The organism is Halomonas colorata, assembly GCF_014897985.1.
In the GTDB taxonomy this organism is placed as follows: domain Bacteria; phylum Pseudomonadota; class Gammaproteobacteria; order Pseudomonadales; family Halomonadaceae; genus Vreelandella; species Vreelandella colorata.
This window is the reverse complement of sequence record NZ_JABUZA010000012.1, coordinates 26,378-50,786: the sequence shown is the minus strand read 5'-3', so window position 1 is coordinate 50,786 and position 24,409 is coordinate 26,378. Positions and strand designations below refer to the sequence as shown.

Sequence of the window (24,409 nt, the reverse complement as noted above, 5' to 3'; positions counted from 1 at the left end):
ACAATCACCACCCAGACGAGTATTTTTGTTGTGGTGTGCCGAACGAGGTGTCGCTCTATTAGCGTAGCCAGCATTAGCAAAATGTGATGACTAAAACTTCAACGCAAGGCCACAACGTTCGTTCAAACAGTACCTCAAAGCCTAGTAATAAAACGATAGCATATTGATGCAAAAGACTTTTAAGACCCAAGCAGCCAATCTATAGCGTTTAACGCTTAAATTGTGATTAAGGCCTTACTTGAGTGAAAAACGCTACAAAAACGCCGCTACGAGAGTAGCGGCGTAAAAACCATAAGCGTAAAGACCCTGAGGGATAAGCACTTAGGAGCGCAGCGCTTATGAAGGGCTTTCTCCAAGCGCCACTTTGATGTCAGCGATCAGCAAATCGAGTAATTCAACGGTCGTGTTCCAGGCACACACAAAGCGTGCACCGCCCGCGCCGATAAAGGTATAAAAGGTCCACCCCTTAGCCTTCAACGCGCCGATCGCCTGGGCAGGCAATTCGACAAATACGCTGTTTGCCTGGGTGGGAAACATGAGCGATACGCCAGGCAGCGACTGCAAGCCTTCCGCTAAATACTGCGCCATTGCGTTGGCATGCTGAGCATTGGTGAGCCAAGCCCCGCTTTCCAGCAACCCAAGCCAGGGGGCTGAGATATAGCGCATCTTGGACGCCAGCTGACCGGCCTGCTTGCAGCGATACGAGAAATCTTCCGCCAATTCGCGGTTAAAAAACAAAATGGCCTCACCCATTGCCAGGCCATTTTTAGTGCCCGAAAAACATAGCGCATCGACGCCCACCTGCCAGGTTAGCTCGGCTGGCGTAGCATTTAGGCCGGCACAGGCGTTGGCAAAGCGCGCGCCGTCCATATGCAGGCGTAAATCATGCTTATCGGCAATCGCACGAATGGCCAGCAGCTCTTCGCGGGTATACACCGTACCGACTTCCGTCGCCTGGGTCAGCGAAACCACTTTAGGTTTGGGGTAGTGAATGTCGCTACGCCGTGTCACTAACGCTTCAATACCTTCAGGCGTCAGCTTGCCATTCGCCCCTGGCGAGGTCAGCAGTTTGGCTCCGTTGGAGAAGAACTCGGGACCGCCACACTCGTCCGTTTCAATATGCGCCAGCTCATGGCAGATCACGCTGTGGTAGCTACGCCCCATTGCCGACAGCGCCAGCGAATTGGCGGCGGTTCCGTTGAATACAAAAAACACATCACAGTCGTAGTCGAACATTTCGCGAAAGCGGTTCGCGGCACGCTCGGTCCAACGGTCATTGCCATACGCCAAATCATCGGCTTGATTTGCTTCCAGCAAATACTCCATGGCCTCCGGGCAGATACCGGAGGTGTTATCACTGGCTAAAAAACGGGGAGTACACTCCGAAGTCATGACGATTATCCTTTTCCCTGACATTGTCTTTTGCAAACACAGTTACGGCGCCAGCTGGGTGCCACTAGCGCCTTTAACATCACGTTATGCTTAATAAGGTGATGGATCAGCCAGTCTATCGCCATTCATGGATAAGCGTCATCCGCCATTATCAACGCGCCTATAGCTGGGCGGCCAAGCGCACCCCCTGGTCAATGGCGCGCTTGGCATCCAGTTCAGCCGCCTCATCGGCACCGCCAATGACATGCACTCGCTTACCCGACGCTTCTAACGGATCAATTAAATGGCGCACCGACTCCTGACCGGCACACACCACAATGCTGTCCACCTCCAGCACGCTGTCCTCATCATTGCGGCGGATATGCAGCCCGGCATCATCAATTTTGACGTACTCGCAGCCGGTTAGAGTGGTCACGCCCCGCGCTTTGAGCGAAGCCCGGTGCACCCAGCCGGTCGTTTTGCCCAGGTACTTGCCCGGCTTGGAGGTTTTGCGCTGTAACATAACAATCTCACGCGATACGGGCGGCGCTATAGTGGCCTTTAAACCACCACGTTCGCTAACGGCCAAATCAACGCCCCACTCGTCGCACCAGGTATCAATATCCAGCGCAGGGTGTTCCTGGTGAGCTAAAAGCTCAGAGACATCAAAACCGATCCCGCCGGCGCCAATTACTGCCACACGGCGGCCTACCTGCTGAGGAGATTCAATCGCTTCGGCATAGCTCATCACGCTTTGGTGTTCAGCGCCTGGCAGCGTCAGCGTTCTTGGGCGCACCCCGCTGGCCATAACAATGTGATCAAACTCGGCCAAGGCGTCTGGCGTAGCACGGGTACTTAAACGTACATCCACCGCGTACTTTTCCAACATCACGCGGTAATAGCGCAGGGTTTCGTTAAACTCCTCTTTGCCAGGAATCTTGCGGGCATAGTTAAACTGCCCCCCAAGCTCCGCACGCTGCTCAAACAGCACAACGTGATGGCCACGGCTGGCCGCGGTAACCGCCGTGGCAAGTCCTGCTGGCCCACCACCGACCACCGCAATTTTTTGGGGTATCGCGGCAGGTTCAATCACCAGCTCGGTTTCATGACAGGCGCGTGGGTTAACCAAGCAGGAGGTTAATTTGCCCGCAAAGGTGTGATCCAGACAGGCCTGGTTACAGGCAATACAGGTATTGATTTCATCAGCCTGTCCCGCTTCGGCTTTGCGCACCCACTCGGGGTCAGCCAGAAACGGGCGCGCCATGGACACCATGTCGGCATGGCCTTCGGCCAGCACCTGCTCGGCAATCTCCGGCATATTTATACGGTTGGTGGTGATCAGCGGGATCGAAAGCGCCGCTTTAATCCGCCGGGTCACTTCCGTAAACGCCGCGCGGGGTACGCTGGTCACAATGGTGGGTACCCTGGCTTCATGCCAGCCAATCCCGGTATTGATGATGTCGGCACCCGCCGCTTCAACCGCCTGACCAAGCGTGACGATCTCTTGCCACGTGCTGCCCTCCTCCACCAAATCAATCATCGACAGGCGGAAAATAACCACAAAGCGCTCACCCACCGCCGCTCGAATACGCCTAACAATTTCCAGCGGAAAGCGAATGCGGTTCTCAAATGGGCCGCCCCAGTCATCTTCGCGCTGATTGGTGCGCTGGCAGATAAACTGGTTAATCAGATAGCCTTCCGAGCCCATGATCTCGACACCGTCATAGCCCGCCTGCTGAGCAAGGCATGCACAGCGTACGTAATCAGCAATTTGCTGCTCAACGTCTGCGTGGCTTAGCTTCCGCGGCGTAAACGGGTTAATCGGCGCCTGAATGGCCGAGGGCGCCACCAACTCAGGTGAGTAGGCGTAGCGGCCCGCATGGAGAATCTGCATGCACAGGTGCCCGCCTTGCGCATGAACGGCATTTACCACTTGGCGATGTTCCGCCAGATGAGCTTCATCGGTTAGCGCATGGGCGCCCTGAAACACCGCTCCTTCGGCATTGGGCGCAATACCCCCAGTGACAATCAAACTTACCCCCGCCCGTGCCCGCTCAGCGTAAAAAGCCGCCAGGCGGGCAAAGCCATTGGGCGCCTCTTCCAGATTGGTATGCATGGAACCCATCAGAATGCGATTGGGCAGCGTTAAATGACCAATCGTAATCGGCTGGAAAAGATGCGGGTAAGCGGGCACACGGGTCATCACGGTTCTCCTTGGTATTATTCAAACAAGCGTATGACATCCTAGCCATCACGTACAGTCTTAGCGCTTGCTCCCAACGCTAAAGCACGTAACATTATCCGGCTAACGATAAGGGAAACCGCCATGCCGCTGATTTACTTTTTACCCCCACTTGCCACCGTACTGATCTGGTCAGGCAATATGACCATCAACCAGTTAACGGTGGGCGCCATTGCGCCCAGCAGTATCGCTTTTTTACGCTGGCTGCTGGCGCTTATCGTGATGACCCCATTTGTACTGCCAGCGGTCATTCGCCATCGCGATGAGATATGCCGCAACTGGCCCAAGCTGGCTTTGCTGGGTCTTTTAGGCATGGGGTTGTGGCAGGGCCTGGGGTATGTCGCCGCTGAAACCACCACCGCTACCAATATGGGAATTCTAGCCGCCATGGTGCCGCTGCTAACGGTGTTGCTCAGCGCGCTCATTTTACGCGAGCCACCAACGCGTGGGGGCGTCGCCGGCGGGGTGCTCGCGTTTATTGGCGTTACCGTTTTGCTGGGGCGCGGCAATCCCATATCACTTTTACATCTGGAAGTAGCCCAGGGAGATGCGTTGATGGTCATCGCCGCCATCTGCTATGCCCTGTATGGCGTAATGCTAAAGCGCTGGGCAATGAACTTACCGCCCTGGGTCATGCTCTATGCCCAGGTATGTTTTGCGGTACTGTTTTTGCTGCCCCCTTATTTGCTAGGGCCCATGACACCGGTAGACGACCAGAATATCTGGCTGATCTTATACGCAGGCATTCCCGCCTCCGTCATTACCACGTTTTTGTGGATGCGGGCCGTACGTCAGATTGGCGCCAACCAAGCGAGCATTTTCATCAACCTGATGCCGCTCTTTAGTGCCCTCATCGCCATGTTCATGCTGGGCGAACAGATAGCCAGCTTCCACTTTACCGGTGGGCTTCTAATTTTAGCCGGCGTCGTCATGGCGCAAACGCTGACCCGGCCATTGGTGCGTGGAGTAGCAGCAAAAAAGCCGAGCAGTGCCCGGCAATGATATAATAGGTTGTTTTCTTTTTACTGCAGGAACCCCCTGATATGTCCCTAGAAGAACTGCATCTAAATCTCCGCAACCTTACGAGCGACGATTACGATCAGCTCAAGGCATTGATGGACGCGGTCTACCACGATATCGGCGGAGCTTGGCCCAAGCACACTATTGATAAGCTGATCCAGGCGTTCCCTGACGGCCAGATTGCTATCGAAGATGATGGCGTGCTGGTCGGCGTGGCGCTCACCGTACAGGTGGATTACGACGAGTTTTCCAACCCGCACAAGTACGACGACCTGATTGGCCATCGCGAAATCATCCTCAATGATGAGAATGGTGATGCCATGTATGGGCTGGACGTGCTGATCCACCCCGACTACCGGGGTTACCGCCTGGGGCGGCGCCTTTACGAAGCCCGTAAAGAGCTGTGCCGCTCGCATAACCTGCGCGCCATTCTGGCGGGTGGGCGGATCCCCGAATACTGCCAGCATGCCGATGAGCTGACGCCCGCGCAGTACATCGAAAAAGTCTCCCGCAAAGAGATCTATGATCCGATTCTGTCGTTCCAGCTGGCTAACGACTTTCAGGTAAAACGCCTGCTACGCAAATACCTGCCGGAAGATGAGCAGTCCCGCGGCTATGCCACTTTGCTTGAGTGGAACAACATTCTGTTCGAGCCTGCCGAAAACGTGCTGGATACGCGCCCCACTCAGGTGCGCGTGGGTGCGGTGCAGTGGCAGATGCGCGAGTTCGACTCTGTGGAGGCCGCCCTCAAGCAGATCGAATACTTTGTCGATGCCCTTTCAGACTATCAAAGTGACTTTGCCGTTTTCCCCGAGCTCTTTTATGCGCCGCTGATGGGCCTTCAAGACCGGGCAGCCCAGCAGGATCAAATGGGTGCGATTCGCTTTTTGGCGGGCTTTACCGAGCGTTTTAAAGCAGAGCTTTCACGCATGGCCGTTTCCTACAATATCAATATTGTGGGTGGCTCGATGATTGAAGTCGGCGAAGATGACCGGCTGTATAACGTGGCTTACTTGTTCCACCGTGATGGCGATGTGGAAAAGCAGGCGAAGCTGCATATTACCCCACAAGAGCGCCGTGACTGGGTAATTGAAGGCGGCGATAGCCTGCAGGTCTTTGACACCGATGCTGGCCGTGTCGGCATTCTGATTTGCTACGACGTGGAGTTCCCGGAGCTTGGGCGCCTGCTGGCCGACCAGGATATGGACATTCTGTTTGTGCCCTTCTGGACGGACACCAAAAATGGTTACCTGCGCGTGCGTCACTGCAGCCAGGCCCGAGCCATTGAAAACGAGTGCTACGTAGTACTCTGCGGTAGCGTCGGCAACCTGCCATCAATCGAAAACCTGGATATCCAGTACGCGCAGTCAGCGGTGTTCTCACCCTCCGACTTCGCCTTCCCTCACGATGCGGTGCTCGCGGAAACCACGCCCAATACCGAGATGATTTTCTTCTCGGATTTGGATCTGACCCGACTGACCGTGGTTCGCGCCGAAGGCTCGGTGACCAATCTCAAAGACCGCCGTAAGGATCTGTTTGATCTGCGCTGGCGCGACTGGTCGCTCAAGTCCGGCGGCTCTACTGAAGGATAAACCGTAACCCGCCTCAGCAACACGCAACCAACGTAAAACGCCGCCCTATGACCTCATGAGGTCATAGGGCGGCGCTTTTGTATGCAAAGCAGCATTTATGTAGAGCAGCGTTAGCGTTAATCAGGCCAAACCAAATGGGCGGGTACTCGCCCTTTGGCATCAAACGCCACGCCTTCGTCACGCAGCTTTTGGTGCTGGCGGGCAGCGCCGCCGTGATCGGCAAGTTTTAACGATGACGCAATCACCCGATGCCAAGGCAACTGATGTCCAGCCGGCAAATGGCGCATAGCCGAGCCCACCATGCGCGGCGTAGCGCCTTCGGTCATGGCGGCAATCCGCCCGTAGGTGGTCACCCGCCCTGCCGGAATCTGATCGACAATCGTGTAAATCTGCTCAAGCAGTTCAGGGCGTGCCATTGTTAGGATCTCCGTTTCAACTTCAGGCCTTACGCCTCGGCCTTATAACGCGTCCACCTGCTGATCAATCGCCTGGAACGCTTCTTTAAGGGCAGCGCCACGCTTTGCTTCGCCCATGTTTAAACCTTCAGCGTAGACCACGTCGACATCCTTGATGCCCATCAGGCCCAACATGCTTTTTAGATGCGGCGTTTGGCTATCAAGCTCTGTACCGGCGTACATGCCACCGCGAGCCGCCAGAATGAGCGCACGCTTACCTTCAAGCAAGCCCTGAGGGCCATTTTCCGTGTAGCGGAAGGTTTCGCCAGCGCGCAGCACACGGTCAAACCAGGCTTTTAACTGCGAAGGAATGCCCAGGTTATACATCGGCACAGCAATCACCAGCACGTCGCTCGCACGCAGCTCCGCAATCAACTCATCAGAACGTGTAGCCAGCACCTTTTGCTCTTCGCTGCGCTCATCCGCCGGGGTTTGCCATGCGCCCAGCTCAGCGATATCCAGGTGGGGCAGCGCGTTGGTAATCACATTACGCGCAGTTACTTCAATCCCTTCGCGGGCCGCGGCACGCGTTTCAAAATGGCTTGCCAAGGCGTTGGACTGACCATTTTCGCCAAGTACAGAAGAGGTTATCAGCAGGGCACGAGTCGTCATGTAAATGCTCCAAAGACATAATAAATAAGAGGATTGGAGCTATTTTACGGTGATTCTGATTAATCAAAAGCGCAATGATCTGCGCGTTATATTCGATAAAATCGAATCGTTATACCACTCATAAAAAACCCCGCACGAGGCGGGGTCTTTAACTGGCTGGCTGCTACTGTTTTTTAGGCCACGCCTTGGGGTCGACCTTGTTGGCCAGCTTAGGGAACTTGCTGGGATCGAAGGTGGGCTCTTTACCCGCTTTTAACTGCTGCTCATAATCGCGGAACAGAGCGAAGGCAACGGGCGACAGCATCAAGATAGCCACCAGGTTAATAATCGCCATCATGCCCATGGAGAGATCGGCAAAGTTCCAGATCGCACCCAGGCTCGCCACCGAACCCACCATAATCATTGCCAATACCGCCAAGCGGTAAATAAACACGGCAACCGGCGCACGCCGACCGGCCAGATACTCAATGTTGGATTCACCATAAGAGTAATTGGCGATCACCGACGTGAAGGCGAACAGTAAAATCGCGACCGCAACGAACATCGCGCCCCAATCACCCACGTGGCTTGAGAGCGCCATCTGGGTCAACTGAATGCCGTTAGTCTCCTCGCCCGCCAACAGCTCCGGGCCTGCCATAATGATAATCGCCGCTGTCGCAGTACAAATCACCAGCGTATCCAGAAATACGCCCAGCATCTGGATAAAGCCCTGCGCCGCCGGGTGGTTTGGGCGTGTGCTCGCCGTGGCCGCCGCATTAGGCGCCGATCCCATACCCGCTTCGTTGGAGAACAAGCCGCGCTGAATACCATTCATGATCGCTTGCGAAATGGCATAGCCCACGGCGCCGCCAGCAGCCTGTTCAATACCAAAGGCGCTGCGGATAATCGTCATGATGGCGGCGGGGAAATCACCGATATTAAGCGCTACCACTACCAGCGCGAGGATCAAATACAGCAGCGCCATCAGCGGCACGACCAGCTCAGCAACCTTGGCGATGGACTTCAAACCACCGAAGATAATCGGCGTAACAACGACCACCAAGACTAACCCCATGGCCCAGGTGGGAACGGCAAATGCCTGCTCCATGGCCTGGGCGATGGAGTTGGCCTGTACGCTGTTAAACGCCAATCCAAACGCCACAATCAAACAGATAGAGAACAACACGGCCAGCCAGCGCAAACCCAGTCCACGTTCAATATAACGCGCTGGCCCGCCGCGGAACGTATTATCGCCATGGTCGGTTTTATAAGCCTGGGCCAGGGTGGACTCGATAAAGCTGGTCGCCATACCCACCATGGCCGTCATCCACATCCAGAAAATCGCGCCGGGGCCGCCAAAGTAAATCGCCACGGCCACGCCCGCCAAGTTACCGGTACCTACCCGGGCGGCCAAGCTGGTGGATAATGCCTGGAAAGAAGAGATGCCATCACCGGCGTCCCGGGAAGTGCGCAGCAGTTTGAACATATGACCGAAAAAACGCACCTGAACACCGCGCGTCATTATCGTAAAGTAAAGGCCTGCACCGATCAGTAGATAAATCAGCACACTGCCCCATAGCAGACCGTTGCCGCGATCAACGATCGCCGTCAACAGTTGAGGAAACGAAAAATCCATACCACACGCCTTTTTAAAATCATTTGAGGCGCTTCATTCTTCATGCCTGCACCAAAATGGCAAGAAAATTGGCGTATTTATTCCGACATTGCTCCCATAAACTTAAATTTCGCTTATTAACCATTGCCAAACCAAGGCGGCTTCCTCGCCTACCTGGCGGCGGCTTGGGCGCACCAGCCAAAAACGCTCATCGCTTGATACGCCTACTGAAAAAGGCATGACCAGGTCATTGCGCTTCCCTAACAAACGGCGATGGATTAACGCCACACCCGCCCCTTGGCTGGCTAACGCCAATGTCATCACCTGGTTGTCACAGGTGAGCGAGTGGCACTGCGCTTCCAGATGAGCAACCCTTGCCGCCTGAAGCCAGCCCGACCAACCGACCCCAAAACCTACGGTGTGAAGCAGCGTATGCCCACCTAAATCGTCAGGGGTTGTTAAGGTTTCGGCCAATGCGGGCGAACAGACAGGCAATAGCTGATCGTCACCCAAGGGGTGCATTTCTACGCCACTCCACTCGCCGCGCCCATAACGAATTTCAATATCCGCGCCCTCCGGCCTATAGTCATCGGGCCAGATAGCGCTGACCAAACGAAGGGATATTTGCGGGTACCGCTGATGAAAAGCCGCCAAGCGCGGAGCCAGCCACGATTGCTGAAAGATTGGCGTGGCACGTAGCGTTACCGGCTGCTCACTGGTCATGCCGAACACTTCGGATGTGCCTTCGCTAATACGCGAGAAAGCATCATGGATACTGGGTAGCCAAGCCTGTCCCACAGGCGTCAGGGTTAAGCTTCGCGCATGGCGTATAAAGAGTTTTTGCCCCAGGCGCTCCTCAAGCAGACGCACACGCTGGCTAATCGCTGCCTGGGTAACCGCTAATTCGTTTCCCGCAGCGGTAAAACTTAGCGTTCGTGCCGCCGATTCAAACGCCTGTAGCCATAATAAAGGTGGTAGCTGGCTCATGATAAACCTACCTATAAGTAAAACGGTGTCTTAGGGGCCAGATTAATCGTTTGTTTAACCCATGGCGACTGCGCATCCTAAGTGGCGGAATTTAAAACTTATTTCTAGCCACTTAACGAGGTAATAATGACAAGCGCCGTGTTTGCAGCAGAGAAGCGCCAAGTCCCTCAAATGGGCGAACTGACATCTTATGAGTCTGGCCCGCTAATCAGCGAGGCAACCTTGGCTGCAGATGGCGTATCGCTAACGTGGCAAACCGGTGACCGGACCACGCTACCGCTCCTTTGGCTTCGTGACCACTGCGCCTGTTCCGAATGCCGCCATCCACAAACCCGTGAACGGCTTTACCTTCCCCTGGCAGATATTGATGAACTTCCAGGTATTACCCTGGCAGAGGGACATCTGTATTTACAGTGGACAGACGGTCACGTCAGCGCTTTTCATAGCGGCTGGCTTCATCAACGCCGTCCAGAAGCGCGCCTGACATCCGCCGTTCCTGCGCCCATGCCCTGGGTCGATAACTTTTTCCCTGAGCGAATTCGCCATGCTGACTTTCTCACCCCAGAGGGTGAGAAAGCCTGGCTCACCGCCATGCTGCGCGACGGCTTGGCGCTGGTTGATGAAGCGCCGCTGATCGAAGAAGAGGTCAGCCGTTTAGCCGAGCGCATCGGGCCGCTGCGCTCAACCAATTTTGGTGCCCGTTTTGATGTACGCTCCAAACCCAACCCCAATAACGCGGCCTATACGGCGGTTGGCTTGCCTCTACATATCGACCTGCCTAATTGGCGCCAGCCGCCCGACATTCAGCTACTTTACTGCCTGCAAAACGAAGCCAGCGGTGGCGAATCACTGTTTGCCGACGGCATCCGGGTTATTAACGCGTTACGTCAGCAAGACCCCGAAGCGTTGGCGATTCTGAGCGAGACACCGATTGATTTTCGCTTTCAGGATGAAACTCACGATATTGCCTTTAAAGCGCCTGTGGTTACTCTCGACGGCCACGGCCACTTGGTAGAAATGCGCCTGAATAATTGGATACGGGACGCCCTCCACCTGCCCGCCGCACAGATGGACGCGTGGTATCGTGCCTATCGCCTGCTATGGCAACTGTTTCATAGCCAAGCACACCAGCTAGAGTTCGCGCTTCAGTCAGGGCAGATGATAGCCTTCGATAACCGCCGTGTTCTGCACGGGCGGCGTGAGTTCGACCCCAATAGCGGCGCCCGCCATCTTCAAGGCACCTATTTAGACCGCGACATGCTTGCCTCGCGCCTGCGTGTTTTGGCGCGCCATGCATAATTCGCCCCGCGCGATATAAATAAAAAACCTGCAAGGAGATCTTATGAATACCCGTCTACGCCTTTCAGTCAGCGCCGCCCTGACGGCCTCTGCGCTAGTAGCCACCGCCGCGCAAGGCGATGACCAGACGCTTGATTTCGGCGTTCCCGCCTGGCCCGGCATTACCGTTAAAACCGAAATCGCCGAACAGCTGTTAAACCCACTGGGGTATGAAACCCGCACCCAGGAAATTGGCCTGCAAGTGATTTATCAGGGCATGGAAAGCGGTGATATTGATGTCTTTTTAGGTGCCTGGCTGCCCGCGCAACGGGAAATGTTCACCCCGCGTAAAGAGTCGGGTGTGCTGATTGACGTGGCCAATAATGTCGATGGGGCACAAATGACGCTGGCCGTACCGGCGGATGTGTATAACAGCGGTATTCAGAGCTTTGCAGACCTGGATGAGCACCGTGACCAGTTCAATGGCCGAATCTATGGCTTTGGCGCAGGATCTGCTGCCAGTGAAATTCTTAACGAGGCCATTGATAGCGATGCCTGGGGTCTGGGTGACTGGAATCTGGTCGATACCAGCGAAGTTGCCATGCTGTCTGCGGCGCGTGACGCCATTTCCCGCGAAGAGGCAATCGTTTGGGTCGGCTGGACACCGCACTGGATGAATCTGGAGCTGCCCATGCGTTACCTGGATGACCCTGACAATCTGTTTGGCGAAAACAACGGTGAGAGCGATGTCCTCACCCTACTGCGCACCGATTATGCGGAGGCTAACCCCAATCTCACTATATTTTTTGAGCAGTTCAGTTTTACCGCGGATGAGCAGAGCTGGATGATTCAAGCATTTGGGCAGGAAGAGCGAGCGCTTTCAGAGGTTGCCACCCAATGGATTAACGAACACCCCGAGCGTATTGAAGCCATGCTCGCCGATGTCATGACCAGCGACGGCGATCCCGCCTGGCCAATAATTGAAGCGCAGCTTGAGCGTTAAATACTAACGCAAGATGCCTTGAATGAGCGCTGACAACGCCTCTTCATCCCACCGGCGGGCTCGCGTATGCTATGGCTTTCTTATTCGCCAGCGCCTTTTTTTACCGGTGGGAGACAGGATGTCACGTACATTATTGAAAGGGCTTGGCCTGCTGGTGGGTTTGCTGGCGCTCGCCATCATGTGGAGCTGGTTGCAGCAGACAGGTTTACTTACTCAGGCGCACCTTGCCGAACTGGCCGACCTCGTTAGCCAGTGGCAAACCGAGCCTTGGATGTTTGCCGCGGTGATTGCCGTTTACACCGGCACGCAGCTCATCATGTTCCCGCTCAGCCTACTGGTGGTCGTTACCGGGTTGCTGTTCGGGCCTGCGTGGGGGTTGGCGTATGCCACACTGGGCACGCTCAGTTCTTCGGTTGTTTCTTACTGGGTAGGCCATTGGCTGGGGCGCGAAGCGCTAATGCGCTATGGCGGCCGCCATCTGCGTGGGCTTTCGGGCTATCTATCCGGGCGCGGCATTCGCACCATGACGGTGATTAATCTCCTGCCGCTGGCACCGTTTACGTTAACCAATATGTTAGCGGGTGCGTTTCATCTCAACTTTCGGGATTACATGATTGGCTCAACCCTGGGGATTGTGCCAGGGCTTGCGGCGGTCATTCTGCTGGGCAGCCAGCTTGGCGCACTCTTTACCGCCACCTCGCCACAAGAGCTTATAATCGCTGGGCTTGGGCTGGTAGCGGGCATTGGTTTACTGTTTGTCCTCAAGCGCTATGCGGCCCGGCGAACGCCTGAGCCTAAATAGGCTTACCGAGACGCCGCATGATATTTGGCCAGTACATCTGCGTAAAAACCGCCCACCGTGGTGGCAAAGTTTTTGATATCGAAATCGGCGGCAAACTCGCGCGCCTGATTCCCAAGGGTCTGTCTTAGCGCTTCATCACCAGTCAGCTCGAGAATACGCCATCCCCATGCTTGGCGATTCTGGGGCGTTTTATAACCATTAAAACCTTCCCGCACCACGTCATCGATGCCGCTGGAACGCACGGCAACAACCGGCATACCGGCCGCCATTGCTTCAAGGATGACCATTCCCTGGGTTTCCGAGGTGGAGGCAAATACAAACACATCCCCCAGATGATAATAAAGCGCCATCTCCTCAGGGGGTACAGCGCCCGCCAGCGTAACGTCATCAACCAATCCCAAGCGTTCTATCTGCTGTTGTATCGTCTGGCGATCCGGTCCTTCACCTATCAGGAGTAGGTGTAAATCGTCATGGCCCTGCTGCTTGAGCTCCGCTAGCGCATCCAGCATAAAACCAATATTTTTTTCCTGGCTGATACGCGAAACGCTGACCAGTATTTTTTGCGCCGGCTGAATACCCAGCTGCTCACGCAGGGTGGCTAACGAAGATTCATCCACCTGCTGAAAACGAGCAAAGTCGATGCCCGTCGGCTGCACGAGTGTGGGCGTTTTAACCCCAATCATGCGCAAGTACTCTTCGGCTGAATAGGTAGGCACGATGACCCCCTGGCAGCCGTTTGAAAAACGCTTGATCAAATAGTGCGAGATCAAGTTACGAAACAAGATGCTGGGCAGGGGCACAAAATGCGCATAGTGCTCCAGGCGGGTGTGATAGGTGTACACCACCGGCACTTTTAACCGCCGCCCCATTAATAACCCCATTGACCCCAACCAAAACGGGTGATGGACATGGATGATATCTGGCTTAAAGGCACGCATGTAGCGGCGAAAACGAGCATTAAACGGGTTAGTTAAACGAAACTCACGCTTTTCACCAAAGGCCATCAACGTAGGAATGCGTTTGATTGCCGCATCGTCCTGCCATGCTTCGCGATAACGCGGTACATAAAGCTGAAGCGTATGGCCCAGCTCGCTCAGCCCACGGCGCAGGCGGTCAACCGACACTGATACGCCCGATACAAAAGGAAAATAGTTGTTGGATACCATAGCCACTCTTAGCGGCTTTCCCAAGTAAGGCGTTGGATCAATATCAAAGTCAGGATAGTAGTGCCGCTCTTCAAAAATCAGCTGATACAGCCGCATAGCCAGAAGGGTTAAAAGGCCTACGATCAATAAAAACCGCGGATAGCTGATATAGAAAAACGCATAAATAGTGGAGCCGATACTGCTTAGCATCCGCCACCAGCCGGGCAGATTCACGTTTAAGCGTATGGGAGTGACCGTGACATTTTCGCCGTTAACATCCACCACCACATAGTGGTGAAAACTGCTTTCGGCATTCATTAAAATGCCCCCCGCCCCACCGGTGGTGATGTAATTGACGCCATTAACGGTTTGATCAGAAAAAAGCGACAAGTTCGCTGAAAACACCGTATCCACCGCATAGCTTTCGGCGAGCCGCATAATGCCGTCGCTCAAAGCGGCATCGTTTAAATAGTTATCTGATTCAAATGGTGGCGCCTCATTAATCACGTTATGCAGCGGAAGGCCGACAAAAACAAACCGGTGCTGGACCTCTGACGCCGCAAGCTCACGCTCCAGCCAGTCCAACTGCCACGATGTTGACGACTTGCCGGTGCCGTCCAGAAAAATGAAGTGGCTGTTACCCGCCACAAACGAGTAAAAATGCGGGCCAAAATGCTCATAGAAAAGATAGCTGCCAAAATCACTGTCTTCGTTATCCCCATAGGTGAGCAGATAGGGGATATTGAGCTCCTCCATACTATCGTAAATGGCTTGGTAGCTCTCCTGCTGGCCACTGCTAACGGCGTTGCCCGCAGAAACCAGAAAGTCGATACCGCCCTGATTAATCTGGGGCACGATTTCATTGCGAAACACGCTCACCGAGTTGTTGATATTACCTACCACGGCAAATCGGTAGGCATCGCGTTCAGAAAGCGTGTCGCGGATGTCCGCAACCTCCAGGGTATGTACCGATTCAAACGTAGGCTCGGCCATGTAAAGCCATACCTGGTGAGTAACCAGAACAGCTACCAACGCCAGATTAAGCACAAAGAAAAGCCGTATCCAGCGCTTATGAGAACGTTGGAAAGCACGCAGGAAAGAGCGTTGAGAGGACATCTAGAACGGCTTACTCATGTGAATTAGACAAATAATATAACGGTATATGCATTTAGCGTGTTTCGCAGCCGTTGAGTGTCGCTAACAAGCGTCGAGGACCGCCGTGGTCGCGATGCTCGCCTAACCAAAGGCCTTGCCATGTACCCAGTGCTAACCGCCCATCGCGCACGGCAAGCGTTACCTGGGTGCCCAACAAACTGGCGGCCACATGCGCAGGCATATCATCGGGGCCTTCCAGCGTGTGTCGAAAGTAGCTCAGCCCTTCGGGTATCAGATTACCCATAAAAGCATTTAAATCATGCCGTACATCCGGGTCGGTATTTTCATTAAGAGTAAGCGACGCCGAAGTATGCATGAGCTGCAGGTGCAAAAGTCCCACGCAGCATTCCGACAAGCAAGGCAGTGCACGAGCCACCTCATCGGTAATCAAGTGAAATCCCCGTGCCAACTCAGCCAAGTGAATTTCCTGCTGATGCCACATAAAATACTCCTTTATTCGGCGCGCCTTTATTTTAAGGTCATGCTCACCGTAGCCGATTTATTAGCGCTTATCGTTTGGCCACGCGGATAAGATACCCATTTTATCCAATGGTTTCCGCCGTTAGGCGATGACTTCGTACATTAGCTAGATGATAACTATCAATGGGCACTGGTGGCAGGTCCTGATCGTGATTACCTATGGATTCTTTCGCGCACGCCCACGTTGGATAGCGACACTGAGCAACGCCTTCGTCAACGGGCTGCCGAGCTCGACTTCCCGACCGATGAGCTGATTAGGGTAGCTCATGGTGAAGAGTGTCCCCGCCATTAACGAAGCCTTTGTACCGCAGGTAGCGGTGGCACCCGCCCGGTAATCTCACGCTGCACGTAGTCGATAAACGCGCGTAACCGGGCAGGCACATGGCGGCGCTGCTCAAACACCGCGTAGAAATCCGCCCGCACGCCTTGCCATTGCGTCAATAACGGCTGCAGCGCTCCACTGGCAAGGTGCTCGTTCACATCCCACCAGGAACGCAGCATAACACCATGACCATCCAGCGCCATGCGGGTAATTACCTCACCATCATTACTGGCAAGCCGCCCACTGACTTTCACCGACTGAACGTGCTCCGGGTCATCGCAACGCTCAAAACGCCACAGCGGAAAATCCGTATCGTTTTCACGAATCAGCAAGCAGGTCTGGCGTGAAAGTTCCGCAGGTGTCGTCAATGCCGGCATTTGGGCAATATAGGCAGGTGCGGCACACAGCACCCGACGATTGGGCAAAATAGGCTTGGCGATTAAACGTGAATCGGGCGGCTCGCCAATCCGGATGCCCACATCAAAGCCGTGGTCGCTTAGGTTCAAAGGAAAATTGGTGAGCTCTAACCACCCTTCTACCTCGGCGTGGGCTTCGCAAAACGTGGATAGCAGCGGCGCGATATGCCGCCTCCCAAAGCCGAAGGTCGCATTGACCCGCAGCCGCCCACTGAGCCCATGGCGGTGCGTATCGGTAAGTGAATTTTCAAGCTCCCCCAGCTCATCCAAAATCAGCGCCCCGCGGGATAAATAGCGCTCGCCTTCCGCTGTCAGCGTTAGCCGCCGGGTGGTCCGTGCGGCAAGCTCTACGCCTAACCTTGCCTCTAACTGCTTGAGCCGTTTGCTTACCGCCGACAGCGAAAGCCCCAGCTCGCGTGCCGTTGTGGTTAAGCTTCCCGCACGGGCCAACGTCTGAAAAAACGCAAGGTCGTCTAATGCCGACATGGATTCTCTACTTTTAGGCAACAATAGTTTGCATAGTAGCCTGATTATTATCTTTCCCAAAGCCGCTACACTTTCCTAGCAACTGTTATTAAGAGCTGTTCTTAGCAACGATTTTTTAATAACGAGTCTTAACAACAAACCAGGAGTCCATATGGCCCACCGCATTGCAGTTATCGCTGGCGACGGCATTGGTACTGAAGTCATGCCCGAAGGTATCCGTGCCTTAGAGGCCGCCGCCAAACGCTTTAATATCGACCTTGAGTTCACGACGTTTGAGTTTGGCAGCTGCGACTACTACCTTGAGCATGGTCAGATGATGCCAGACGACTGGTTTGAACAGCTCAAAGATTTCGATGCACTGTTTTATGGTGCCGTGGGCTGGCCTGAAAAAGTCCCTGACCACATTTCCTTATGGGGATCGCTGCTCCAGTTCCGCCGCCGGTTCGATCAATACATTAATTTGCGCCCCTGCAAACTAATGCCCGGCATTAAAAGCCCCTTGGCCGGCCGTGAACCAGGCGATATCGACTTTTACGTGGTACGCGAGAATACCGAAGGCGAGTACTCAAGCATTGGCGGCAAGATGTTTGAAGGCACCGAGCGCGAAATCGTCATTCAGGAAACCGTGATGAGCCGCATAGGCGTTGACCGGGTGCTGAAGTACGCGTTTGACCTGGCACAAACCCGCCCGCGTAAAAAGCTCACCTCAGCGACCAAGTCCAACGGCATCTCCATCACCATGCCCTACTGGGATGAGCGGGTCTTGGAAATGGCCAAGCAGTACCCGGACATCAGCGTAGATAAATTCCATATCGATATTCTAACCGCCAACTTCGTGCTGCATCCGGACTGGTTCGACGTGGTCGTGGGTAGCAACCTGTTTGGCGACATTCTGTCCGACCTGGGTCCGGCGTGTACTGGCACCATCGGCATTGCCCCTTCGGCCAATATTAATCCGGAAGGCAAATTTCCCAGCCTGTTCGAGCCGGTACACGGCAGCGCCCCGGATATTGCAGGCAAGGGTATCGCCAACCCGATTGGCCAGATCTGGTCTGGCGCCATGATGCTAGAACATCTTGGCTATAAAGAAGCCGCTGATGCGATGGTCACGGCGATTGAAAACGTGCTTAGCGAAAGCGACAGCCAAGTGGTCACCCGCGATGTTGGCGGCCAGGGCACTACTGAAAGCCTGGGTCGCGCGATTGCTGACACCATTGCCAAGTAACGTTTATTCAGCCTAAAACCAGCTGCCCGAATGAAACATGTCGGGCAGCCGTATGCATGACTTATAGCAGCTTATGTTCTACCTTTTGTTTGAGACTGTACTTAAGATCGTATTTAAGACCGTACTTGAGACCGTACTTGAGACCGTACTTAAGACAGTATTTGAAACAGTTTCGGATTCGCTTCGCCAATAGCGCTAATAACAAAAGCTAGGACAATCCCATGAAACTTGGACGTCGCCAGTTCCTCTCGGCAACGGCTGCTTTAGCCGCTGTCGGCACCTCATCTCCGCTCTTTGCTTTCCAAACCTCACAGGGCGCCGTCCCTGATCGCTACCCTATTGATGCCTGGAAAGTCGAAGATCCACGATTCAATGATTACATGATTTTCAACAGCCCCTTGGAACGCCACTGGAGCGGTGGGCTATGGACTGAAGGACCGGCATGGAATGCCGTGGGACGCTACGTTGTCTTCAGTGATATCCCACGAGCCCTACAAATGCGCTGGGACGAAGCGACTGATCAGGTCAGCGTTTTAAGACACAATGTCGGGTACTCCAACGGCAACACGTTTGATCATCAAGGGCGTTTAATCTCCTGCGAGCACTACCCATCACGCGTGCTGCGCTACGAATGGGATGGCAGCACCACGGTGCTGGCCGAGCGCTATCAGGGTAAACCCCTGAACGCCCCTAACGATTTAGTGGCGCTGCCTTCGGGTGGCGTGATCTTCACCGATCCGGGATATGGCGCTCATTTTGACTACGAGGGTAAAAAGCGCGCTCTGGAGCTCGAAACAGCGATCTATTACGTCGACGATAGCCTTGATGAACCTATCAAGCTCACCGAAGATATCCACAAACCCAACGGAATCGTGCTGACACCGGATGGCCGTAGTTTCTATGCCAGCGATAGTGCCCCGACCCATTTTGAAGAGCCCGCCAGAATCATTCGCTGGACGCTTAGCGAGGACGGACGAAGCGTCAGCGACCGACAGGTAGTCGTCACCAGCGAAGATACGATTTTCGACGGCATGGCCTGCGACATCGACGGTAATATCTGGTCGAGTGCCAACGGTGGAGAAGGCATTGATGGCGTAGTGGTATTCTCGCCGGAAGGCGAGCTTTTGGGCCGCGTTTTATTACCCGAGGTTTGTTCCAACGTGTGCTTCGCCGGCCAGGGGCGTAACCGCCTGTTTATGACAGCTAGCCAATCCATTTACACCATTTACACGGCGACTCGCGGAGCGTAGCTATTGATAAAGCCTCACTGAATTTCATCAGTGAGGCTTGCGTTTTTCAGGCTAGGCTAAAGTAGCGGTTAACCCGCCAGCTTCGCGGCAATTTTTGCAACGTGCTCGCCCTGAAAACGGGCGAGTTTCAGCTCTCGCTCGCTGGGCTGGCGAGAGCCGTCGCTACCGGCAAGCGTTGCCGCGCCGTAGGGATTGCCGCCACTTACTTCTGAAATATCGAACTGCTCTTCAATGCCGTAGCCGATCGGCACGATCACCATGCCGTGATGGGCAAGCGTCGTCCAAGTAGACGTGACCGTCATCTCTTCGCCACCGCCGGTTCCGGTAGACGTAAACACGCTAGCCACTTTGCCACGCAGCGCGCCGCTTGCCCATAAGCCACCCGTTTGATCAAGGAAGGTTCGCATTTGGCCCGTCATATTGCCAAAACGGGTGGGGGTGCCAAAAATAATGGCGTCGTAATCGGCAAGTTCCTGAGGAGTTGCTTCCGGTGTATCGTAATCCTGCTTGCCCCCTGCGTTTTTGAAGGCTTCTTCCGGCATAGTTTCAGGTACGCGTTTGACGCTTACCTCCACCCCACTTACCTGCTTCGCCCCTTCAGCAACGGCTTTGGCCAAGGTATCAACATGGCCATACATGGAATAGTAAAGTACCAATACCTTTGTCATTGCTTACTCCTTTGAACTGTGTTTTTAACAACCAGGTTTTAGCTGCGTTAATGGCATCCCACAGGGGAATGACTACACCATAGCCTAGCGCGCTATAAGCAAAAGCGAATGTTTTCATCGGCTACTTTCGGTTTTCTCCACGGCTTTTACCTTGCGCAGATACACCGCGGTGACTAGCTTTTAACAGTTGAATTTAACAAATGAGTTTTTAACAAATGATTGTGCCGCGAACGACAAGGACCCCGTCAAATGACTATATTTGAAGCGCTACGCAAAGATCATGATCTACAGCGTGACCTGATGGAACGCTTAGTCAACACTCACGGTGACAGTGAAGAGCGCGATACGCTTTATCAGCAGGTTAAGCATGAGCTACAGCATCATGCTATCGCTGAAGAACGCGCGTTTTATATTCCGTTAATGGAATTGGACTTAACCCAGGAAAAAGCCCGCCACAGCGTCGCCGAGCACCATGAAATTGACGAGCTTCTTGAGCAGTTAGATAGCACCGACTATAGCGCGTCAAGCTGGCTGACCTATGCCAAGCAGCTACAGCATCTGGTCACTCACCATCTGGATGAAGAAGAGCAGGAAGTCTTCCAACTGGCAGGTCGTGGCCTGAAAGCGCCACAAAAAACCTCGCTTGCCGGTGAGTACGAAGAAGAAATGCAGCGTCTGCGTCAAGCCTAAGCTTTACAGAGAAGTTAGCCCCGCCCTTGTTAAACGCTCGCCTTTTGGCGAGCGTTTTAGGTTATCGTCTTACACGAGGGCACCCGCCATTTTCATAACCACGACGCCAATACTTGCTCCCACTCTTGAGCATGTTAAACATGACAAGTGAATTTTTAACTAATAACATGAGGCTGATGATGCTGGAGCACTGGCTTGACTGGACCCTGGATGACCGTCTGCCCACACGGCGAAGCGGCCGATTTGCCAGTGGCTCTTATACGTTTCACGCCCCTGGGGTGATGGAGCTTACCCCGAAGACGCCTCAACCCGATGCCCACTGCTGTATTTTTTCAGCCGCCATTCACGGCAATGAAACGGCCCCAGTCGAGCTGATAGGTGCTTGGCTGAGCGCTTTGGAAGCTGGAAGTATCACGCTTGGAGCGCCAGTACTGGTAATTCTGGGCAACATTCCTGCATTACGTGTCCAGCAGCGCTTTATCGAAACCAATCTTAACCGGCTCTTTAACCGCGATTTAAGCGACAGCGGTGTAGAACCTGACCGTGCCCGCGAACTAATGGCCGCCGTGGATAGGTTTTATACAGACCACGCCCAACGTCCCAAACTGCATTACGATTTGCATACCGCGATTCGTGACAGCCTTTTTCCACGTTTTGTCGTAGAACCATTTTCAAAAACAGCCACTACGGCCGATCAATGGCATTGGCTTGCCGCAGCTGGCATGCAGGCGGTACTTCATCAACATCAGACAAGCTGGACATTTTCTCACTACAGCAAGCACTATCATCAAGCGCAGGCGTTTACCTTTGAGCTGGGCCGGGTAGCGCCTTTCGGGCAAAATGATATGGCACCGCTTGCGCCCATGCAGGCGCTGTTAACCGCACTAAGTCAAGGTCAAACGCCCCCACGGCAGGTTCCGAACAAGATGACGTTTTTCCAGGTCCAGCATGAACTTATGCGTCAGGCGGAAGACTTTACTCTTTACTTTGCAAGCGACACGCCCAATTTCAGCTGCTTTGAGCCGGGGACCCGCCTGGCGTGGGATAGCGTAGCGGGCGATTTCATCGTGGGTGACACACCACTTTACGTGGTGTTCCCTAATGCTAATGTCGCTATCGGCGCTCGGGCGGCGCTTTTAGTATCACCGTCCCAAACAGTAAATTAGGCGGCAAAATCATCAATAGTTATTTAATAACAACAACCTAGGGGCGAATCAAAGCCATAATGCGGATAACTTGCGGCAGACTTCCTACATTTATCGTATAAGGAAAGCACGCAATTTCTGCTGGGCCTGATAGAATCGCCACTTTTTTCGCGCCAGCCGCATTCGACAACATACGCAAAATAAACGTGTTGCTACCGCGGCGACTTTGTACTGGAGCCTATGTTTATGGCCGCTACTCCCCTGGAAGTGCGTAATATTAAAAAGCGCTTCGGCGATACAGAAGTTTTAAAAGGCCTCTCACTTGAAGCTCAAAAAGGTGATGTGATCACGCTGATTGGCGCTTCAGGGTCAGGCAAGAGTACCTTTTTGCGTTGCATGAACCTGCTCGAGCAACCCGATGAAGGCGAGATTATCCTTCACGGCGACCCAATCCGCTTTAAGCAAACCCGGCATGGGCGTGAACCCGCCGATTGGAAGCAGGTCGTGCAAATGCGCGCCAAGCTTTCGATGGTGTTTCAGAACTTCAATCTGTGGGCGCATATGACGCTGCTTGAAAACATTATCGAAGCACCGGTTCATGTACTAGGCATCCCCAAGAAAGAAGCCATCGAACAAGCCAACGCCTTGCTTGAACGTGTGGGATTAACCGCTCGCGCCAATGCCTACCCTGTACAAATGTCGGGCGGCCAACAGCAGCGCGGCGCGATAGCCCGGGCGCTGGCCATGAATCCAGAAGTCATGCTGTTTGATGAACCGACCTCTGCGCTTGACCCTGAATTGGTCGGCGACGTGCTGAAAGTCATGCGCGATCTGGCCAATGAAGGGCGCACCATGGTGGTGGTCACCCACGAGATGAGCTTTGCCCGGGACGTTTCAAGCCAAGTGATCTACCTTCATCAAGGGCTGGTGGAAGAGGCCGGTAAGCCTGATGAGGTATTGGGCAACCCGCAGTCGTCTCGGCTTAAACAGTTTCTTACCCCCCACTACTGATCTGCGAGGCGACCATGCTGGATTTGCAAGGGTACGGCCCGCGTTTGATCGAAGGCGCTGGGGTTACCGTCCAACTAGCCGTTTTATCGCTTCTGTTAGCCGTTGCGCTAGGCTTGTTGACCGCCACAGCCAAGATGTCGCGTAACTGGTTTTTACATCGCACGGCCACGCTCTACACCACGCTCATTCGTGGTGTGCCTGACCTTGTGCTGATGATGCTGCTGTTTTACGGCGGCCAGATAGGCGTTAACGCCATTAGCGACATTCTTTATTACGATTTTGAGATTGATCTTTATATCAATTTCAACGCCTTCGCCGCAGGCGTGCTGACCATCGGGTTTATTTTCGGTGCTTATATGGGAGAAACCTTCCGTGGCGCCTTCATGGCCGTGGATAACGGCCAGATAGAAGCAGGTAAAGCCTACGGCATGAGCAGCGGCCTAGTTTTTCGACGCATTCGGTTTCCGCAGATGATGCGTCATGCCCTGCCTGGGCTTTCCAACAACTGGATGGTCCTGCTGAAAACCACCGCGCTTGTGTCGGTGATCGGCCTGACCGATATGGTTCGCGTGGCAGCAGAAGCCTCTCGCGCCACCCACGAGCCGTTTGTGTTTTTAATTCCTGTAGCGGTTGCCTACCTGTTGATTGCCAGCGTCTCCGAGTGGATTTTTGCCCGGTTACAAAAGCGCTACGACATCGGCTTCGGGGAGCATTGAAATGCCAGATATTTCCGCTTGGTTCAACGATCTTTTATCCGGCAATCTGATTTTCACGCCGACCACACTGGGCTATTACTGGACAGGGCTTGTGACCACCTCACAGCTGGTGTTCCTGTCGTTAGTGATCGGGCTGGCACTGGCGGTGCCGCTTGCCATCATGCGCAGCTCGCGGCGTAAATGGATCAGCCTGCCGGTGTATGTGTACACCTACGTGTTTCGCGGCACGCCGCTGCTGATCCAGCTGTACATTATTTACTACGGCGTGGTGTTTTTTGACGGTATTCAGGAAAGCTTTTTCTGGCCGATTTTCCGCGAGGCGTTCTATCCCGCGCTGATCGCCTTTACGCTTAATACCGCCGCCTACACGACCGAGATTTTCCGGGGTGCCATCAAGGCAACGTCCAAGGGCGAAATCGAAGCAGCGCGTGCTTACGGTATGTCTCAGGGGCTAATGATGCGGCGTATTATTATCCCCAGCGCCTTTCGCCGTGCCCTGCCCGCTTACGGCAATGAAGTAATTTTCATGCTACATGCCAGCGCCATTGCCAGCGTAGTCACCCTGATGGATCTGACCGGTGCGGCCCGCTATGTCTACTCACGGTTCTATACACCGTTTGAGCCATTTCTGTTCGTGGCGTTGATTTATCTTTGTCTTACGTTTGCCATCCTATTCTTCTTCCGTTTTCTGGAAAAGAAATTGCTGGCTCACCTTAAGCCGCAAACCCTTTGATCGATTAGGCT

The 24,409-nt window shown here is 54.1% G+C and carries 22 protein-coding genes and 1 pseudogene; 13 read left to right on the top strand and 10 right to left on the bottom strand.

Going from position 1 to position 24,409, the window contains the following annotated elements; translation table 11 throughout:
• Nucleotides 1–336: 336 nt before the first annotated feature.
• Both INT33_RS08435 and INT33_RS08430 read right to left on the bottom strand, forming a co-directional pair.
• Nucleotides 337–1,392 (bottom strand): threonine aldolase family protein, encoded by a 1,056-nt coding sequence (locus INT33_RS08435; protein WP_193091634.1) that lies wholly within the window; start codon nt 1,390–1,392, stop codon nt 337–339.
• 160 nt (nt 1,393–1,552) lie between these two features.
• Nucleotides 1,553–3,574 carry an NADPH-dependent 2,4-dienoyl-CoA reductase gene (locus INT33_RS08430; protein WP_193091633.1) on the bottom strand — a complete coding sequence of 674 codons (2,022 nt, stop codon included), beginning with the start codon at nt 3,572–3,574 and terminating at the stop codon, nt 1,553–1,555.
• A 123-nt stretch (nt 3,575–3,697) separates the two neighbouring features.
• Here INT33_RS08430 and INT33_RS08425 point away from each other — a divergent pair, with 123 nt between their 5' ends.
• Nucleotides 3,698–4,615 carry a DMT family transporter gene (locus INT33_RS08425; RefSeq protein WP_193091632.1) on the top strand — a complete coding sequence of 306 codons (918 nt, stop codon included), beginning with the start codon at nt 3,698–3,700 and terminating at the stop codon, nt 4,613–4,615.
• Between the two features lie 41 nt (nt 4,616–4,656).
• Nucleotides 4,657–6,225, top strand: coding sequence for a bifunctional GNAT family N-acetyltransferase/carbon-nitrogen hydrolase family protein (locus INT33_RS08420; protein ID WP_193091631.1), 1,569 nt, complete (start codon nt 4,657–4,659; stop codon nt 6,223–6,225).
• A gap of 116 nt (nt 6,226–6,341) precedes the next feature.
• On the opposite strand, the gene INT33_RS08415 is transcribed toward INT33_RS08420, so the two are convergent.
• From INT33_RS08415 to INT33_RS08400, 4 genes are all read right to left on the bottom strand, one after another.
• Nucleotides 6,342–6,641, bottom strand: coding sequence for an MGMT family protein (locus tag INT33_RS08415; RefSeq protein WP_193091630.1), 300 nt, complete (start codon nt 6,639–6,641; stop codon nt 6,342–6,344).
• A 42-nt stretch (nt 6,642–6,683) separates the two neighbouring features.
• A complete protein-coding gene (locus tag INT33_RS08410; RefSeq protein WP_193091629.1) occupies nt 6,684–7,292 on the bottom strand; it encodes an FMN-dependent NADH-azoreductase in 609 nt (202 codons plus the stop codon).
• 163 nt (nt 7,293–7,455) lie between these two features.
• A complete protein-coding gene (locus INT33_RS08405; protein ID WP_193091628.1) occupies nt 7,456–8,907 on the bottom strand; it encodes an alanine/glycine:cation symporter family protein in 1,452 nt (483 codons plus the stop codon).
• Nucleotides 8,908–9,009: 102 nt separating this feature from the next.
• On the bottom strand, nt 9,010–9,873 hold the full coding sequence (locus INT33_RS08400; RefSeq protein ID WP_193091627.1) for a LysR substrate-binding domain-containing protein: 864 nt from the start codon (nt 9,871–9,873) through the stop codon (nt 9,010–9,012).
• 126 nt (nt 9,874–9,999) lie between these two features.
• Here INT33_RS08400 and INT33_RS08395 point away from each other — a divergent pair, with 126 nt between their 5' ends.
• From INT33_RS08395 to INT33_RS08385, 3 genes are all read left to right on the top strand, one after another.
• On the top strand, nt 10,000–11,172 hold the full coding sequence (locus INT33_RS08395) for a TauD/TfdA family dioxygenase (RefSeq protein ID WP_226940120.1): 1,173 nt from the start codon (nt 10,000–10,002) through the stop codon (nt 11,170–11,172).
• A 43-nt stretch (nt 11,173–11,215) separates the two neighbouring features.
• Nucleotides 11,216–12,154: an ABC transporter substrate-binding protein gene (locus tag INT33_RS08390; protein ID WP_193091626.1), complete on the top strand. Its 939-nt coding sequence runs from the start codon at nt 11,216–11,218 to the stop codon at nt 12,152–12,154.
• Between the two features lie 118 nt (nt 12,155–12,272).
• Nucleotides 12,273–12,956, top strand: a complete 684-nt coding sequence (locus INT33_RS08385; RefSeq protein ID WP_193091625.1) for a TVP38/TMEM64 family protein — start codon at nt 12,273–12,275, stop codon at nt 12,954–12,956.
• Nucleotides 12,957–12,958: 2 nt separating this feature from the next.
• Here the strand turns inward: INT33_RS08385 and INT33_RS08380 are convergent, their stop codons facing one another.
• Entirely contained in the window at nt 12,959–15,217 is a 2,259-nt protein-coding gene (locus INT33_RS08380; protein WP_193091624.1) for a glycosyltransferase, read from the bottom strand.
• Between the two features lie 52 nt (nt 15,218–15,269).
• Nucleotides 15,270–15,698, bottom strand: a complete 429-nt coding sequence (locus INT33_RS08375) for a secondary thiamine-phosphate synthase enzyme YjbQ (protein WP_193091623.1) — start codon at nt 15,696–15,698, stop codon at nt 15,270–15,272.
• A 156-nt stretch (nt 15,699–15,854) separates the two neighbouring features.
• Between INT33_RS08375 and INT33_RS08370 the strand changes: the two are divergent.
• A pseudogene (locus INT33_RS08370) lies at nt 15,855–16,028 on the top strand (lipocalin family protein); the annotation flags it as partial.
• On the opposite strand, the gene INT33_RS08365 reads toward INT33_RS08370, so the two are convergent.
• Nucleotides 16,025–16,960, bottom strand: coding sequence for a LysR family transcriptional regulator (locus INT33_RS08365; RefSeq protein WP_193091622.1), 936 nt, complete (start codon nt 16,958–16,960; stop codon nt 16,025–16,027). The pseudogene INT33_RS08370 and the gene INT33_RS08365 sit on opposite strands and share 4 nt — an antisense overlap.
• Nucleotides 16,961–17,111: 151 nt before the next feature.
• Here INT33_RS08365 and INT33_RS08360 point away from each other — a divergent pair, with 151 nt between their 5' ends.
• Together INT33_RS08360 and INT33_RS08355 are read left to right on the top strand one after the other, a co-directional pair.
• Nucleotides 17,112–18,185 (top strand): tartrate dehydrogenase, encoded by a 1,074-nt coding sequence (locus INT33_RS08360; protein ID WP_193091621.1) that lies wholly within the window; start codon nt 17,112–17,114, stop codon nt 18,183–18,185.
• A 221-nt stretch (nt 18,186–18,406) separates the two neighbouring features.
• Nucleotides 18,407–19,435 carry an SMP-30/gluconolactonase/LRE family protein gene (locus INT33_RS08355; RefSeq protein WP_193091620.1) on the top strand — a complete coding sequence of 343 codons (1,029 nt, stop codon included), beginning with the start codon at nt 18,407–18,409 and terminating at the stop codon, nt 19,433–19,435.
• A 68-nt stretch (nt 19,436–19,503) separates the two neighbouring features.
• Here INT33_RS08355 and wrbA read toward each other — a convergent pair whose 3' ends face one another.
• Nucleotides 19,504–20,103 carry an NAD(P)H:quinone oxidoreductase gene (gene wrbA / locus INT33_RS08350; RefSeq protein WP_193091619.1) on the bottom strand — a complete coding sequence of 200 codons (600 nt, stop codon included), beginning with the start codon at nt 20,101–20,103 and terminating at the stop codon, nt 19,504–19,506.
• A gap of 249 nt (nt 20,104–20,352) precedes the next feature.
• Between wrbA and INT33_RS08345 the strand changes: the two genes are divergently transcribed.
• From INT33_RS08345 to INT33_RS08325, 5 genes are all read left to right on the top strand, one after another.
• The gene (locus tag INT33_RS08345) at nt 20,353–20,793 is read left to right on the top strand and encodes a hemerythrin domain-containing protein (RefSeq protein ID WP_192538772.1); all 441 of its coding nucleotides are present in this window, start codon (nt 20,353–20,355) and stop codon (nt 20,791–20,793) included.
• A 179-nt stretch (nt 20,794–20,972) separates the two neighbouring features.
• A complete protein-coding gene (locus INT33_RS08340; protein WP_193091618.1) occupies nt 20,973–21,959 on the top strand; it encodes a succinylglutamate desuccinylase in 987 nt (328 codons plus the stop codon).
• A 219-nt stretch (nt 21,960–22,178) separates the two neighbouring features.
• Nucleotides 22,179–22,949, top strand: a complete 771-nt coding sequence (locus INT33_RS08335; protein ID WP_407648051.1) for an ABC transporter ATP-binding protein — start codon at nt 22,179–22,181, stop codon at nt 22,947–22,949.
• Nucleotides 22,950–22,963: 14 nt separating this feature from the next.
• Complete coding sequence (locus tag INT33_RS08330) at nt 22,964–23,665, top strand: ABC transporter permease (protein WP_018918638.1); 702 nt, start codon at nt 22,964–22,966, stop codon at nt 23,663–23,665.
• A gap of 1 nt (nt 23,666) precedes the next feature.
• Entirely contained in the window at nt 23,667–24,398 is a 732-nt protein-coding gene (locus INT33_RS08325; protein WP_192538774.1) for an ABC transporter permease, read from the top strand.
• Nucleotides 24,399–24,409: the final 11 nt, after the last annotated feature.

Bases quoted from the DNA above. Each gene is read 5' to 3' on its own strand.
- INT33_RS08390 (WP_193091626.1), top strand. From the start codon at position 11,216: ATGAATACCCGTCTACGCCTTTCAGTCAGCGCCGCCCTGACGGCCTCT.
- INT33_RS08340 (WP_193091618.1), top strand. From the start codon at position 20,973: ATGCTGGAGCACTGGCTTGACTGGACCCTGGATGACCGTCTGCCCACA.
- INT33_RS08395 (WP_226940120.1), top strand. From the start codon at position 10,000: ATGACAAGCGCCGTGTTTGCAGCAGAGAAGCGCCAAGTCCCTCAAATG.
- INT33_RS08425 (WP_193091632.1), top strand. From the start codon at position 3,698: ATGCCGCTGATTTACTTTTTACCCCCACTTGCCACCGTACTGATCTGG.
- INT33_RS08420 (WP_193091631.1), top strand. From the start codon at position 4,657: ATGTCCCTAGAAGAACTGCATCTAAATCTCCGCAACCTTACGAGCGAC.
- INT33_RS08415 (WP_193091630.1), bottom strand. From the start codon at position 6,641: ATGGCACGCCCTGAACTGCTTGAGCAGATTTACACGATTGTCGATCAG.
- INT33_RS08435 (WP_193091634.1), bottom strand. From the start codon at position 1,392: ATGACTTCGGAGTGTACTCCCCGTTTTTTAGCCAGTGATAACACCTCC.
- INT33_RS08410 (WP_193091629.1), bottom strand. From the start codon at position 7,292: ATGACGACTCGTGCCCTGCTGATAACCTCTTCTGTACTTGGCGAAAAT.
- INT33_RS08385 (WP_193091625.1), top strand. From the start codon at position 12,273: ATGTCACGTACATTATTGAAAGGGCTTGGCCTGCTGGTGGGTTTGCTG.
- wrbA (WP_193091619.1), bottom strand. From the start codon at position 20,103: ATGACAAAGGTATTGGTACTTTACTATTCCATGTATGGCCATGTTGAT.
- INT33_RS08360 (WP_193091621.1), top strand. From the start codon at position 17,112: ATGGCCCACCGCATTGCAGTTATCGCTGGCGACGGCATTGGTACTGAA.
- INT33_RS08345 (WP_192538772.1), top strand. From the start codon at position 20,353: ATGACTATATTTGAAGCGCTACGCAAAGATCATGATCTACAGCGTGAC.
- INT33_RS08400 (WP_193091627.1), bottom strand. From the start codon at position 9,873: ATGAGCCAGCTACCACCTTTATTATGGCTACAGGCGTTTGAATCGGCG.
- INT33_RS08405 (WP_193091628.1), bottom strand. From the start codon at position 8,907: ATGGATTTTTCGTTTCCTCAACTGTTGACGGCGATCGTTGATCGCGGC.
- INT33_RS08430 (WP_193091633.1), bottom strand. From the start codon at position 3,574: ATGACCCGTGTGCCCGCTTACCCGCATCTTTTCCAGCCGATTACGATT.
- INT33_RS08355 (WP_193091620.1), top strand. From the start codon at position 18,407: ATGAAACTTGGACGTCGCCAGTTCCTCTCGGCAACGGCTGCTTTAGCC.
- INT33_RS08330 (WP_018918638.1), top strand. From the start codon at position 22,964: ATGCTGGATTTGCAAGGGTACGGCCCGCGTTTGATCGAAGGCGCTGGG.
- INT33_RS08380 (WP_193091624.1), bottom strand. From the start codon at position 15,217: ATGTCCTCTCAACGCTCTTTCCTGCGTGCTTTCCAACGTTCTCATAAG.
- INT33_RS08375 (WP_193091623.1), bottom strand. From the start codon at position 15,698: ATGTGGCATCAGCAGGAAATTCACTTGGCTGAGTTGGCACGGGGATTT.
- INT33_RS08365 (WP_193091622.1), bottom strand. From the start codon at position 16,960: ATGTCGGCATTAGACGACCTTGCGTTTTTTCAGACGTTGGCCCGTGCG.
- INT33_RS08325 (WP_192538774.1), top strand. From the start codon at position 23,667: ATGCCAGATATTTCCGCTTGGTTCAACGATCTTTTATCCGGCAATCTG.
- INT33_RS08335 (WP_407648051.1), top strand. From the start codon at position 22,179: ATGTTTATGGCCGCTACTCCCCTGGAAGTGCGTAATATTAAAAAGCGC.